General features: G+C 69.2%; 13 protein-coding genes and 1 rRNA gene. 11 read left to right on the plus strand and 3 right to left on the minus strand.

Features of this window, described 5'->3' with window-relative positions; genetic code table 11:
* The 10 genes from rrf to ACZ69M_RS15660 form a co-directional block, all read left to right on the plus strand.
* A 5S ribosomal RNA gene (gene rrf, locus ACZ69M_RS15615) occupies nt 1–95 on the plus strand; the annotation flags it as partial.
* Nucleotides 96–169: 74 nt separating this feature from the next.
* Nucleotides 170–814: an HAD family hydrolase gene (locus ACZ69M_RS15620; RefSeq protein WP_095853261.1), complete on the plus strand. Its 645-nt coding sequence runs from the start codon at nt 170–172 to the stop codon at nt 812–814.
* Between the two features lie 134 nt (nt 815–948).
* Nucleotides 949–1671 carry a VC0807 family protein gene (locus ACZ69M_RS15625; protein ID WP_470050196.1) on the plus strand — a complete coding sequence of 241 codons (723 nt, stop codon included), beginning with the start codon at nt 949–951 and terminating at the stop codon, nt 1669–1671.
* 60 nt (nt 1672–1731) lie between these two features.
* Complete coding sequence (locus tag ACZ69M_RS15630; protein WP_470050198.1) at nt 1732–3000, plus strand: MFS transporter; 1269 nt, start codon at nt 1732–1734, stop codon at nt 2998–3000.
* Nucleotides 2951–4123, plus strand: a complete 1173-nt coding sequence (locus tag ACZ69M_RS15635; RefSeq protein ID WP_470050200.1) for an acetoin utilization protein AcuC — start codon at nt 2951–2953, stop codon at nt 4121–4123. Before ACZ69M_RS15630 ends, ACZ69M_RS15635 begins: the two co-directional genes overlap by 50 nt.
* 293 nt (nt 4124–4416) lie before the next feature.
* Nucleotides 4417–5232 carry a phosphatase gene (locus ACZ69M_RS15640; protein ID WP_470050935.1) on the plus strand — a complete coding sequence of 272 codons (816 nt, stop codon included), beginning with the start codon at nt 4417–4419 and terminating at the stop codon, nt 5230–5232.
* A gap of 129 nt (nt 5233–5361) precedes the next feature.
* Nucleotides 5362–5574 (plus strand): helix-turn-helix domain-containing protein, encoded by a 213-nt coding sequence (locus tag ACZ69M_RS15645; protein ID WP_004984898.1) that lies wholly within the window; start codon nt 5362–5364, stop codon nt 5572–5574.
* Nucleotides 5575–5739: 165 nt separating this feature from the next.
* Complete coding sequence (locus tag ACZ69M_RS15650; RefSeq protein WP_003948845.1) at nt 5740–5838, plus strand: 30S ribosomal protein bS22; 99 nt, start codon at nt 5740–5742, stop codon at nt 5836–5838.
* Between the two features lie 405 nt (nt 5839–6243).
* Nucleotides 6244–7305, plus strand: a complete 1062-nt coding sequence (locus ACZ69M_RS15655; RefSeq protein WP_352046261.1) for an NAD-dependent epimerase/dehydratase family protein — start codon at nt 6244–6246, stop codon at nt 7303–7305.
* A 14-nt stretch (nt 7306–7319) separates the two neighbouring features.
* On the plus strand, nt 7320–8402 hold the full coding sequence (locus ACZ69M_RS15660; RefSeq protein WP_470050202.1) for a lysophospholipid acyltransferase family protein: 1083 nt from the start codon (nt 7320–7322) through the stop codon (nt 8400–8402).
* Nucleotides 8403–8480: 78 nt separating this feature from the next.
* Here the strand turns inward: ACZ69M_RS15660 and ACZ69M_RS15665 are convergent, their stop codons facing one another.
* The 3 genes from ACZ69M_RS15665 to ACZ69M_RS15675 all read right to left on the minus strand — a co-directional run bounded on the left by ACZ69M_RS15665 (nt 8481) and on the right by ACZ69M_RS15675 (nt 12226).
* The gene (locus tag ACZ69M_RS15665) at nt 8481–9704 is read right to left on the minus strand and encodes a DUF5667 domain-containing protein (RefSeq protein ID WP_470050204.1); all 1224 of its coding nucleotides are present in this window, start codon (nt 9702–9704) and stop codon (nt 8481–8483) included.
* Nucleotides 9705–9976: 272 nt separating this feature from the next.
* Nucleotides 9977–10756 (minus strand): ECF subfamily RNA polymerase sigma factor, BldN family, encoded by a 780-nt coding sequence (locus ACZ69M_RS15670; RefSeq protein WP_054230018.1) that lies wholly within the window; start codon nt 10754–10756, stop codon nt 9977–9979.
* Between the two features lie 519 nt (nt 10757–11275).
* The gene (locus tag ACZ69M_RS15675; protein ID WP_075033739.1) at nt 11276–12226 is read right to left on the minus strand and encodes an HAD family hydrolase; all 951 of its coding nucleotides are present in this window, start codon (nt 12224–12226) and stop codon (nt 11276–11278) included.
* A 128-nt stretch (nt 12227–12354) separates the two neighbouring features.
* On the opposite strand from ACZ69M_RS15675, the gene ACZ69M_RS15680 reads away from it, so the two are divergent.
* Complete coding sequence (locus ACZ69M_RS15680; protein ID WP_075033738.1) at nt 12355–12654, plus strand: glutaredoxin family protein; 300 nt, start codon at nt 12355–12357, stop codon at nt 12652–12654.
* Nucleotides 12655–12663 lie beyond the last annotated feature (9 nt).

Genomic DNA, 12663 nt, shown 5'->3' on the forward strand with positions numbered 1-12663 from the left:
AAACGCCCGGTTACATTCCGAACCCGGAAGCTAAGCCTCACAGCGCCGATGGTACTGCAGGGGGGACCCTGTGGGAGAGTAGGACGCCGCCGAACTAATTGTAGGGAGAACCCCCGTACCGGGAAATCGGTACGGGGGTTTTCTGCGTTCAGGGGTCTAGTGTTTTGTCATGCGCTATGACTTGGTGATCTTCGACAATGACGGCGTCCTCGTGGACAGTGAGCCGATCTCCAACACGATCCTGGCCGCCTATCTCACCGAACTCGGGCACCCGACCTCGTACGAGGAGTCCATCCGGGACTACATGGGGTCCGCCATGCACCGCATCCACGAGCTCGTCCAGGAGCGGAGTGGGCAGCGGCTGCCGGAGGACTTCGACGACGTCTTTCACGGGCGGGTGTTCGCCGCCTTCGAGCGGGAGCTGCAACCCGTTCCCGGTGCCGTGCAGTTGTTGGAGAAGCTGGCCGCGGACGAGGTCCCGTACTGCGTGGCCTCCTCCGGGAGCCATGAGCGGATCCGGGTGGGGCATCGGAAGACCGGGCTGGACCGATGGTTCGACGAGGGGCGTGTCTTCAGTTCGCAGGATGTGGGGCGGGGCAAGCCGGCACCCGATCTGTTCCTCTACGCGGCCGAGCGGATGGGTGTGGCGCCGGAGCGGTGTGTCGTCGTGGAGGACAGTCCGCTCGGGGTGCGGGCGGCGAACGCAGCGGGGATGGACGTGTACGGGTTCACGGCGATGACGCCGGCCGCCAAGCTCACCGGTGCCACTCAACTCTTCTCCGAACTGGGCGAGTTGGCTGACCTGCTCGTATGACGGCACCCATCGCGGAGCACTGACATTTGTCACGCCGAGCTCCGGACGATCGTTTCTGTTGGCGAGTGGGGTCCGACCGCGAAGCTGAGTACATCGGAACGGGACGTACACAGCGACGACGGAGGGACCCGATCATGAGCATCACGGCCATCGAGACCAGCACGGGAGCGACCACGGTCGAGGCGCCGGCCGCCACGAGCGCCGATGCCGCCGCCAGGCCCAGCTTCCTTCCGCTGATCCTCGACGTGGCGGTGCCCGTCGGGTCGTACTACCTCCTCAAGAACGGGTTCGGCATGAGCACCATGGCGGCCCTGGGCTGGAGCAGTGTGGTGCCTGCGGTGCGGACCGTGTGGGGCGCGGTGAAGGAGCGCAAGGCCAACGCCCTGGCCGGGCTGATCCTGTTCGTCAACGTCGTCGGGCTGGCCCTCAGCCTCGTCGCTGGTGACCCGCGGCTGATGCTGGCCAAGGACAGCGGGGTCAGCAGCGCGATCGGCATCGGCATCCTGGTCTCCGTGAAGCTCGGCAGGCCGATGATGACGGCGGGCATGAAGCCGTTCCTCATCAAGGGCGACGCGGCAAAGAACGCCGCGTGGGACCGGCTGGCGGCCGGCTCCGAGCCGTTCCGGAAGGCCGAGCGGGCCTTCTCCCTGGTCTGGGGCGTGGTGCTGCTCGCGGAGTGCGTCGCGAGGGTCGTGGGCGCGTACACCCTGCCGGTCGACACGATGGTCTGGCTGGGCACGGTCGTGATGGTCGGTTCGATCGCGGTGGCCATCCTGGTCAGTGGGCGGCTGGCGGTCGTGCCGATGGAGAAGCTGCTGGAGAACGAGGTGGCCGGGACCGTCCAGCCGAAGAGTTGAGCAAAATTCATCTTCGACTGGATCTACCCACCGGTATGCCGGGGCCCTACGCTCGCCGCCATGACAGATGTGCTGCGGCGCGGTAGGGCCTCCTTGGCGTTCAGCTTCTTCGCTCAGGGCGCCACCTTCGCTCTGCTCGTGACGCGCATTCCGGCCATCCAGGACCGGTACGGCGTCTCCGACGCGCTGCTGCCCGCGTTCCTGGCCGCCGTGCCGATCCTCGCCGGGGTCGGCAGCGTGACGACCGAGCAGTTGGTGAAGCGAATACGGCCCAGTCGGCTGCTGCGCTGGTCCCAGCCCGTTGTGCTCCTGGCGCTGCTCGGGGTCGGGTCGGGGGACCGGCTGGTCGAACTGGCGGTCGCGCTCGGCGCCTTCGGGCTCGCGGTCGGCGCGCTCGACGCGTCCATGAACATGCTCGGGGTGAGCCTCCAGCGGACGTACGGGCGCAGCATCATGCTCGGTTTCCACGCCACGTACAGCCTGGGCGGGATCGTGGGCGCCTCGCTCGCGTGGGTGGGGGCGCACTGGCATCTCTCGCTCTTCGTGTCCTATCTGCCGGTGGTGCTCGTGCTGCTGCCGGCGGCGTTCGTGGGGAGTCGGTGGTACGTCGACGGGGGCGCCGCCTCTGGTCCTGAGGCCGCTGCCGACGTCGAAGCCGATACCGGTGGCGATGTCGATGCCGCGGCCGGGAAGGGGCGGGGAGAGAGCGGGGCCCTGGTCTTCAGGCTGCTGTTGCCGCTGTGTCTGGTGATGACGTTCGCGTACATCGGGGACTCGACGGTCTCCAACTGGAGTGCGAAGTATCTGCAGGACGTGCTGGGCAGTTCGGAGCAGTTGGCGACCGTTCCCTACAACGTCTACATGGTGATGACGCTGGTGGGACGGGCCGTCGGGGACTTCGGGGTGCGGCGGTTCGGGGCGGTGGCCGTCGTACGGCTGGGGGCGGTCGTGGCGGCGCTGGGGTTCGGGGTGGTGGCGGTGGCGCCCGGGGCGTGGGTCGGGATGCTCGGGTTCACGTTGCTGGGGCTGGGGTTGTGTGTGCTGGTGCCGCAGACGTTCGCGGCGGCCGGGCGCTTGTTTCCCGGGGCTTCGGACGCTGCCATCGCTCGGCTGAACATCTTCAATTACGTCGGGTTCTTGATCGGTTCGCCGTTGGTGGGGGCGTTGGGCGACGCCTGGAACTACCGGGGCGCCATGCTTGTTCCGATGGTGTTGGTCCTGGCGACCTTGGGGTACGCCCGCTCGTTCGCGCCCGAACCGGACCGATACGGTGACGGGCATGAGCGGCCGCGCACAGCTGATGTGGGACGAGGCAGTAACGGGCTATGACTTCGGCCCGGACCATCCGATGGATCCGGTCCGGCTGGCGCTGACCCGGCGACTGGTCGATGCCTTCGGGCTCGATCGGGAGGTGGATGTCGTCGCGGCGAAGCCGGCCGGGGAGTCGACGCTGCGGCTCGTGCATCGTGAGGACTATGTCGAGGCGGTCAAGGCCGCGTCGGTGGATCCGGGGGCCGCGGATGCCTCGTACGGGCTGGGGACCATGGACGATCCCGCCTTCGCGGGAATGCACGAGGTGTCGGCGATGATCGCCGGGCAGTCGGTCGGGGCGGCGGAGGCGGTGTGGCACGGGGACGCGCTGCACGCGGTGAACTTCGCGGGTGGGCTGCACCATGCGATGCCGGGTGGGGCGTCCGGGTTCTGCATCTACAACGACGCCTCGCTCGCGATCGCGCGGCTGCTGGAGCTGGGGGCCGAGCGGGTCGCGTACGTGGATGTCGATGTGCACCACGGGGACGGGGTGCAGACGGCGTTCTGGGAGGACCCCCGGGTTCTGACGATCTCGCTGCACGAGCATCCGCGGACGCTGTTCCCGCAGACCGGGTGGCCGGAGGAGACGGGGGCCTCCTCGGCGGAGGGCTCCGCCGTCAATGTCGCGCTGCCGGCCGGGACCGGGGACGCGGGGTGGCTGCGGGCGTTCCACTCCGTGGTGCCTGAGCTCGTCGCCGAGTTTCGGCCGCAGGTGCTTGTCACCCAGCACGGTGCCGACACCCACTTCGAGGACCCGCTCGCTCATCTCGCCGTCTCGCTCGACGCACAGCGGGCCGTGCAGGTCGCCTGCCACGACCTGGCGCACGAGTACGCCGACGGGCGGTGGGTCGCGTTGGGTGGCGGCGGGTACGCGGTCGTGGACGTCGTGCCGCGGTCGTGGACGCATCTGGTCGCCGTCGCGGCGGGGCGGCCCATCGATCCCGAGACGGTGATTCCCGAGAGCTGGCGGCAGGAGGTCTTCGCTCGTACGCGGCAGTTGGCGCCCGTGCGGATGACGGACGGGCGGTGGCCCGTGTCCTGGCAGGGGTGGGAGTCCGGGTACGACCCGGCCGACCGTCTCGACCAGGCGATCGTTGCGACGCGCCGCGCGGTGTTCCCCCTACGGGGCCTCTTGCCCTGACCTTTCTTCGCCCCCGCCGCCCCTACCCGACCCATCCCCAGGGGCTCCGCCCCCGCACCCCCTGCGGGGTAGCCCCCCCCCGCACCCCCGAACCCCGTCCTCGGCAGAGCCCCGCCGAGGACGGGGCTCTCGTGGCCCGGCTGGGGCTTCGGTCCGGGGGCTGGTGCGTTCGGTCTCTCAGGTCGGTTGGGGGGTGTCGGGGGATAGGGGGAAAGAGTGTGCATTACGCCAACTGTGGGGCGTTTTCGGGAAATTCGGGGCGAAGAGGGGGTATGTGCGTCAGCATCGCTGTCGTGTTGAGCACCGGAGCATTACGTGCGCACCTGCTGGCGGCCCGGTTGGCCGGGCCCGTTGCCACCTCGCGTGAGGAGAGTCTGCGGAGCTATCGGCTCTTCGCGGCCCGCGATCCCCGGGTACTGCTCGGGCTCGATCCCGAGTGGACGTGGGAGCAGCGGGACCTGATCGAGTTGATGGCCGACAAGTGTGGAGTTTCGGCCGATCCGGCGTGCACGAGTGGGCATGATGTGATCGACCCTGAGCGGACTCTGGTCGCGCTCGATTCCTTCGCGGCGCGACTCGGAACGGCGGCCCGCAAGCGCGAACCGGTACTCCTCGGGACCGGCCACCCGCACCGTCTGCTCGGTTTCTACGCCGCCCTTGCGGACGCCCTGTCGGCGGCGGGATGTACCGTCCTCACCCCCGCGCAGGGTAGCTCTGTCGACATAACGACCCGGTTCGGCCTACGCACGTACAACCTTGACTACGTACAAGGTGTCGCGCTGGTACGCGAACCCCGGGCGCAAGCCCCCGGTGGTGCGACCGGCGCACATACCCACTCACCGCTGCCGGTTCGGACCGTTCTGGCGGCCGCCGCGGAGGGTGGCGGACCGCTCCCGGAACTCGTCATCGGGGACCACGGCTGGGTCTGCGGAGCAGGTCAGCTGGGGTTCGAGGCCATGGGGCTCGCCGATACGGACGATCCTGCGCTCTTCGTCGGAGAGGCAGAGGGGCGGGTGTCCGTCGTCGTTCCGCTTGATGACGCTGTGCGGTCTGATTACTACCGACCGCTTACTCGCTATGTACTCAATCGAGCGTGTCTGTCACAGTAGGCGGCCGATGCCATCTCCTCTTCCCCACTCGCATCACCCGCCCCTACATTGGGGAGTGAGCACGCAACGACGAAGAGTCACCGGAAGGGGAAGCCGGTGGCCGTCGAGTGCGGAAGGTTCAGGTGTGTCATGGCTGCAGCTGGCGAGAGGCCTCTGAACGAGGTTCAGTTCCTTACCGTGGCGGAAGTCGCCTCGGTGATGCGAGTGTCGAAGATGACCGTGTACCGCTTGGTGCACAGCGGTCATCTGCCGGCGATCCGGGTGGGGAGGTCCTTCCGGGTGCCGGAGCAAGCGGTTCACGAGTACCTCCGCGAGAGCTATGTGGGGGTGGAGACAGCCTGACGATTGCTTCGAGGGGTTCCCGAGAGGCCCTTGTGGTCGCCTCGGGAATCCACTCGGATCCCCTCGATTACGACCTCAGCGCTCGGACGGGTAGGCTGGCCCCTCATAGGTCGTGTGGGCCCATGCAGCCCAGCACCGAGTAAAGAGAAGTGAGCGAGGGTAGTCGTGGGCTCTGTTATCAAGAAGCGGCGCAAGCGGATGGCCAAGAAGAAGCACCGCAAGCTGCTCAAGCGCACTCGCGTTCAGCGTCGCAACAAGAAGTAGGACCGTGCCCCGCATCGCCGGGGCTCGTCCTTACGCTTGTGCGAGCGCTGCGAACGGCGCGCTCTGTGGCCCCCCACCGGCCGGTGGGGGGCCACAGCCGTTTTCCGGCCAGGCTCCCGGCGTACCGGCCTCCGCCGTCGCGGCGGCTTTCGCCCAGAGCGGGTACTTTCCGTGGGGAGCGGCGCGCGTCTCCTGCGCTGGGGCCCTGGAGGGCGATGCTGTGCATACGCCCATGTGCCGTGTGGCTTGGTCTGATCGTATGTTCGTGGCTGTCGTCACTTCGTGCATCGGGTGGTCATCACAGCGCAACATCAACCCGCTAGGTTGGCGGCACACGGGGAACACGGCAGGGTACGAGCAGAGCTACGTCGGCTCACGTCCAGAACGGGAAGAGAGGCGCTGATCTTGGGGAAGGTCGTGCTCGTCACCGGAGTGGCCCGTCAGCTGGGAGGCCGGTTCGTACGACGGATCCAGCGTGACCCTCAGGTGGACCGGGTGATCGCCGTGGACGCGGTGCTGCCCGAGCATCATCTGGGCGAGGCCGAGTTCGTCCAGGCCGACATCCGCCAGCCCACGATCGCCCGCGTGCTTGCCGAGCACTCCGTCGACACGGTCGTCCACATGGACGTGACGGGCATCGCGCTGGGCGGCGGCAGCCGGACGACGGTCAAGGAGACCAACGTCATCGGCACCATGCAGGTGCTGGGCGCCTGCCAGAAGTCCCCGTCGGTCAAGCGGCTCGTCGTGAAGTCCAGTACGAACGTCTACGGGTCCGCGCCGCGAGATCCGGCCGTGTTCACCGAGACCACCCCGCCCAAGTCGCTGCCCAGCGGCGGCTTCGCGAAGGACACGGTGGAGGTCGAGGGGTATGTGCGTGGCTTCGCGCGGCGGCGGCCCGACGTCGCCGTGTGTGTGCTGCGGTTCGCGAACATCCTCGGGCCGAGCGCCGACTCGCCGCTCGCCTCGTACTTCGCGCTGCCGGTGCTGCCGACCGTCTTCGGCTATGACCCGCGGCTGCAGTTCGTGCACGAGGACGACGTGATCGAGGTCCTGCGGCTCGCCTCGCACGATCCACAGCGCGGCACGCTCAACAGCGGCACCTTCAACATCGCCGGAGACGGCGTCCTGTTGCTCTCGCAGTGCGCTCGACGCCTGGGCCGCCCCACGGTGCCTCTGCTGCTGCCGGCGCTCAGCTGGGCGGGCACGGCGGTGCGTACCCTGGGCGTGACGGACTTCTCGCCGGAGCAGCTGCGGCTGCTCACCCACGGCAGGGTCGTGTCGACGAACCAGATGCGCGAGACGCTGGGCTACAAACCGAGATACTCGACCGCGGAGACCTTCGCGGACTTCGCACGCAGCCGGGGGCCCGGACTCCTGCCCCCCGAGGCCCTCGCGGGGGCCGTCGACCGGATCGCCGCGCTGCGTTACGTGGGCGGCGGCCACCCCCCGACACTGAGCGCCAACTGAGGAGCGCATCGACGATGGCGGACGCCAAGGTCATTCCGTTCGACGACGACCGGTCGCGCGGGGGTGCTGTGCAGCGCCCGCCGCGGCGGCGGGCCGCGGGGAGCCGGCGCAAGGGCGATCCCGTGGTGGTACGTGAGGTCCAGCCCCTGCCCGGCCGGACCTTCCCGCAGGATGATGTTCCTGTGACGCGTGAGGAGCAGCCGTCTCAGCCGTCGACGCCGGACAACGCGCCGTCGGCATCGCAGGCGCGGGTGAGCGGCGGGCTGGAACGGCGCGTCGCCGGTGGCCTCGCCTTCCTGCGCCGGCGCCTCACCGGTGACTACGAGATCGACGACTTCGGGTACGACCAGGAGCTCACCGAGCAGGTCCTGATGTCCCTGATCCGGCCGCTGTACGAGAAGTACTTCCGGGTCGAGGTGAAGGGCATCGAGAACATCCCGACCGACGGCGGCGCGCTGATCGTCGCCAACCACTCGGGCACCCTCCCGCTGGACGGCCTGATGATGCAGGTCGCCGTCCACGACAACCACCCCGAGAGCCGCCATCTGCGCCTTCTCGCGGCCGACCTGGTCTTCATGCTGCCGGTGGTCAACGAGCTGGCCCGCAAGGCCGGGCACACCCTGGCGTGCGCGGAGGACGCCGAACGGCTCCTGGAGCGCGGCGAGCTGGTCGGTGTGATGCCGGAGGGCTTCAAGGGCATCGGCAAGCCGTTCGGCGAGCGCTACAAGCTTCAGCGCTTCGGCCGGGGCGGGTTCGTGTCGACGGCTCTGCGGCAGGGCGTCCCGATCATTCCGTGCTCGATCGTCGGCGCGGAGGAGATCTACCCGATGATCGGCAACGCGAAGACGTTGGCGCGGCTGCTGGGTTTCCCGTACTTCCCGATCACGCCGACCTTCCCGTGGCTGGGTCCGCTGGGCGCCGTCCCGCTTCCCACGAAGTGGACGATCCAGTTCGGCGAGCCGATCCCCACGGACGGCTATCCGCCGGAGGCCGCCGAGGACCCGATGCTGATGTTCAACCTGACGGACCAGGTCAGGGAGCAGATCCAGCACACGCTGTACAAGCTGCTGGTGCAGCGCCGGTCGGTCTTCTTCTGACGGATGTTCCGTCGGCGATGGACGTACGTGGCTGGGGGCGCCCTTCCTGAGAAGGGCGCCCCCAGCCACGTAGCGGAATTACCTGCTGTCCTCGCTGTCGATGCCCAGGCCCGGCAGGAGACCGGGCAGCAGCGGGGGCAGGGTGACGTCCGGCGCGCCGCTCGTCGGGCTGGACTTGCCGGCCGACGGGGACGAGCTGGTGGTGTCCTTGGGCGGGTCCAGGAGACCGCCCGTGGTGCCGCCGAGCAGGCCCTCGCCGGTGCTGCTGGAGCTGGACGGCTTCGGCTTGCCGCTGCTGTGGCTGCCGGTGGTGGAGCCGCTGCTGGCGCTGGGCGCCGGACGGTCCGTACCGGACGACGAGCCGGGGGCGTCCGAACTGGCACCCCGGTGACGGCCCGTGCCCTCCTTCGCCGGGGCTCCCGGGAGCAGCGGGTCGACCTCTTCGTCTATGGCGGCGAACACCGACGAGACCTGCTGACTGACGTCGCCGAGCTGGACGGGCAGCCGGTCGCGCAGTGCGCCCCAGGCTTCTCGGTGCGACTGGGCGAAGGCGGACAGGGCCTGGATGGGGCCCAGCGAACCGTCCCGCTCGTACGCCGCGTACAGCAGGCGGTGGCCCTCGGAGGCGTCGTGCTGCATGCCCGACAGGGCGCGGCGGATCTCGCCCAGGGACTCGTGGTCGAGGTCGCCCGAGCGGCCACGCTCCATCAGTCGGCGTGCCTCGCTCAGGCGTGTGGACGCCTGGTCGAGGTAGAGCTCGCCGCGGTCGCTGTCGCCGTGGGCCAGCCCTAGTTGGATGTCCTCCATGCCTCGTTTGAGCCCGTAGAGCGAGTCGCCGGGCAGGGCGTCGGAACTGGCGGCCGCCACGCCGCCGAAGGCTCCCGCGGCCACGCCCACGGTGAGCCCGCCCGCGGCCAGGCCCTTGGACAAACGCGAACGCGGTCGCAGCTTCCCCAATCCGGTCGCCCGGTGTGCGCCCCGTGCCCGGTGCGAGCGCTGCTCGGGCACGGAACGGTCCGGGCCTTCGCCCCCCGCGGCGGTGCCTTCCAGCAGCATGGCCTCCATCGCTGCCACGAGCTGTGCTCGCTGCACGACCTTGACCTCGGGGTCCAGCTCCGGTTTGCGCAGCTCGCCGAGACCGGTGGCGAGGGCCAACAGCAGGCCCTGCTCGGTCTGTTCCGATGCAGCCTGGGACGGTGCCGATCCATCGGGCTGCTCGGCCGCCGTGCCCTGGTCGGACTGCTCCTCCAGGGCCTGGGCGAAGGCGTTCGCCCGCCGGTGTGCCGATACGTTCGCGATCACTGGCGGCACCTCCTCTCGTCAAGACGGTCGACTCCCCAGGGGGTCCTGAGGGTTGCACGCCCCGAGCGCATCCACACGATCGAGTGATCGGCGATGGCCGGGTCGTGACCACAGGGAGCCTGTATCCCGCACAACGAGCGTCGCGGCACTTGGGTTACGGACGACGGATGATCGGACCGTGAAGTCAACGGACTTTCACGGAAGGTGAGTTGAGCGTCGCTGAGTGTGTGGGATCACTGGGGCGTTCGTACGGGCCGGTATTCGTACGGGTTTCAGCGGGCGTCGTCCGGCAGGAGCCGTGCCAGGGTGCGGACGGCTCGGTACTGGAGGGTCTTGATCGCGCCCTCGTTCTTGCCCATCACCCGGGCGGTCTCGGCGACCGAGAGCCCTTGCAGGAAGCGCAGGGTCACGCACTCCTGCTGCTGGGGGTTGAGCCGTCGTACGGCGTCGAGCAGGGCCGCGTTCGACAGTGACTCCAGGACGGAGTCCTCGGGGCTTCGCTCGACCTCGTTCGCGTCGAGCATTTCGCCGGTGGTCACTTCGAGTCGGAATCGGCTCGATTTGAAGTGGTCCGCGACCAGGTTGCGGGCGATGGTGACCAGCCAGGCGCCGAAGTCGCGGCCCTGCCAGGTGAACGTTCCGATGCGGCGCAGGGCGCGCAGGAACGTCTCACTGGTGAGGTCCTCGGCCGTCGCCTTGCCGCCGACGCGGTAGTAGATGTAGCGGTACACGGTGTCGCTGTACTGGTCGTAGAGGCGGCCGAAAGCGTCGGCCTCGCCGGCCTGGGCGCGCTCGACCAGATCCATCATCCGGGCGCTGTCGCTGTCTGCGGCCGGGCGGCGTGCGGTGGGCGTGGCGGCCGAGCCCGAGCGGCCTCGTCTGCCGACCGCCGCGCTGCCCTCGGCCAGGGCGTAGCAAGGGCCGAGGGGCGCGGGGACGGCGGCGAGGGCGGGGACGGCGTACGCGGTGGGGACGAAGCCGCGCAAGCGGTCCAGGACCGTTGCGCGCAGCGTAGCCAGGCCCGAGGCGTCAACCCCGACGTGTGAGTACACGGGACTCCCAGAGGCAGAGCTTCCATCACGTGCAGTGCGGGACCGTTCACCCGTCGTAGCGACGGAGAGGTACCGGTTTGCGTCTGAGGAGAATAACGCTTCGTACAGGCAGCGCTACACCGAGTTGCTCAAATCATCGATTACGTCGCTTCTGTAACCGATTGACGCCTGATCAAGTGTCGGACAGTGACCGGTTGTTGATCGGATGGGTTCGGGTTCCGTCTGGGTGCGGGGCGTGTTGTGGCCGTGTGGGGGGTGGCGTGACTGGGTGGGGGGCCACGGGGGTAGGACAGGGGATTGGCCCGGCTCCTGGCGGGGTGTCCTGGGCTGTTTTGCTCCGCGGGTGGGTGGGGGCTCGGCGCGCGGTTCCCCGCGCCCCGCCCCCCCGTCGGCCGCCGGGCGGGTTGGAGCTTTTGGGGGTGCGGGGAACTGCGCGACCAGCCCCCACCGGCCGGTCGCCGAAGAACGTCGGGCGGCCGGGGGGCGGGGGCTGGGGGATCCGGGGCGTCGCCCCGCGGGTCAGCGGCGGCGGCGGTGGAGGGCGATGGCGGCGGCCGTGCCGCCGGCCACGGCGCCGACTCCGGCCGCGGCGGGGATGCCGACCTTCGCGGCCTTGCGGGCCGTGCGGTAGTCGCGCAGACGCCACTCGAACGTACGAGCGTGCTTGCGGAGTTTCGTGTCCGGGTTGATCGCGTAGGGGTGGCCGACCAGCGACAGCATGGGGATGTCGTTGTGCGAGTCGCTGTAGGCGGCGCAGCGGGACAGGTCCAGGCCCTCGGCGGTGGCCAGCGCGCGCACCGCCTCCGCCTTCGCCGGGCCGTGCAGGGGCTCGCCCACCAGCTTGCCGGTGTAGACGCCGTCCACCGACTCCGCGACCGTGCCCAGCGCACCGGTCAGACCCAGCCGGCGGGCGATCACCGTGGCGATCTCCACGGGGGCCGCCGTGACCAGCCAGACCTTCTGGCCCGCGTCCAGGTGGGCCTGGGCGAGGGCCCGCGTACCGGGCCAGATGCGTTCGGCCATGTACTCGTCGTAGATCTCCTCGCCGATCGACATCAGCTCCGCGACCCGGTGGCCCTTGACGATCGAGAGTGCCGAGTCACGGGCGTCCTGCATGTGTTCCGGGTCCTCGACGCCGGCCAGCCTGAACCACGCCTGCTGCCAGGCGAATCGGGCGAGGTCGCGGGTCTCGAAGAACTTCCGTTTGTACAGGCCCCGGCCGAAGTGGAAGAGGGCGGCGCCTTGCATCACGGTGTTGTCGAGGTCGAAGAAGGCCGCGGCCTTCTCGTCGCCGAGGACCGGGAACTCCGGTTCCCGGTCGGGCGCGTCGGCGTCGGGCGCGGCGTCGTGGGCTAGTTCCTCCAGTTCCTGGGAGGACTTGCGCGCTGCCTCCGCCGAGGCCTCGCCTGCCAACACGCTCCGCGCGGTGGCGGAGCGCCTACGGGGAGTGAGCCATCCGAGAGCGGCCATGTCGTGAGCATAGCCAGTTTGTTCGGAGCTTCCGGAGTCGAGAGGATGCGAGGCTGTGAACTCTCTGCGACCGAGCCGTTAAAGAAGTCGTCCGACCGGCATCTCCTGGCCGCGCGGGTGGCGGGAGAATGACCCGTATGAGTTCCATGTTCCGGCGCGGTGGGCGCCGTACGACGCAGAAGGCACCCTCGGAGCGGCTGGTCACGCTCATCAGGAAGCCTGGTTGTCATCTGTGTGATGACGCACAAGAAGTGGTGGAGAAGGTGTGTGGGGATCTCGGGGTCCCCTGGGAGCACAAGGACATCACCGAGGATGAAGAGCTTCACCGTGCCTACTGGGAGCAGATCCCCGTGGTGCTGGTGGACGGGGCGCAGCACACCTTCTGGCGTGTGGACGAGGCGCGGCTGCGCAAAGCCCTCGCTCCGTAGCGGCGCGGT

The sequence above is a fragment of the Streptomyces sp. NPDC107454 genome (genome assembly GCF_055582885.1).

Coding starts and splice junctions, on each gene's coding strand:
- ACZ69M_RS15660 (WP_470050202.1), top strand. CDS start 7,320: ATGGCGGACGCCAAGGTCATTCCGTTCGACGACGACCGGTCGCGCGGG.
- ACZ69M_RS15675 (WP_075033739.1), bottom strand. CDS start 12,226: ATGGCCGCTCTCGGATGGCTCACTCCCCGTAGGCGCTCCGCCACCGCG.
- ACZ69M_RS15630 (WP_470050198.1), top strand. CDS start 1,732: ATGACAGATGTGCTGCGGCGCGGTAGGGCCTCCTTGGCGTTCAGCTTC.
- ACZ69M_RS15645 (WP_004984898.1), top strand. CDS start 5,362: ATGGCTGCAGCTGGCGAGAGGCCTCTGAACGAGGTTCAGTTCCTTACC.
- ACZ69M_RS15635 (WP_470050200.1), top strand. CDS start 2,951: ATGAGCGGCCGCGCACAGCTGATGTGGGACGAGGCAGTAACGGGCTAT.
- ACZ69M_RS15680 (WP_075033738.1), top strand. CDS start 12,355: ATGACCCGTATGAGTTCCATGTTCCGGCGCGGTGGGCGCCGTACGACG.
- ACZ69M_RS15620 (WP_095853261.1), top strand. CDS start 170: ATGCGCTATGACTTGGTGATCTTCGACAATGACGGCGTCCTCGTGGAC.
- ACZ69M_RS15625 (WP_470050196.1), top strand. CDS start 949: ATGAGCATCACGGCCATCGAGACCAGCACGGGAGCGACCACGGTCGAG.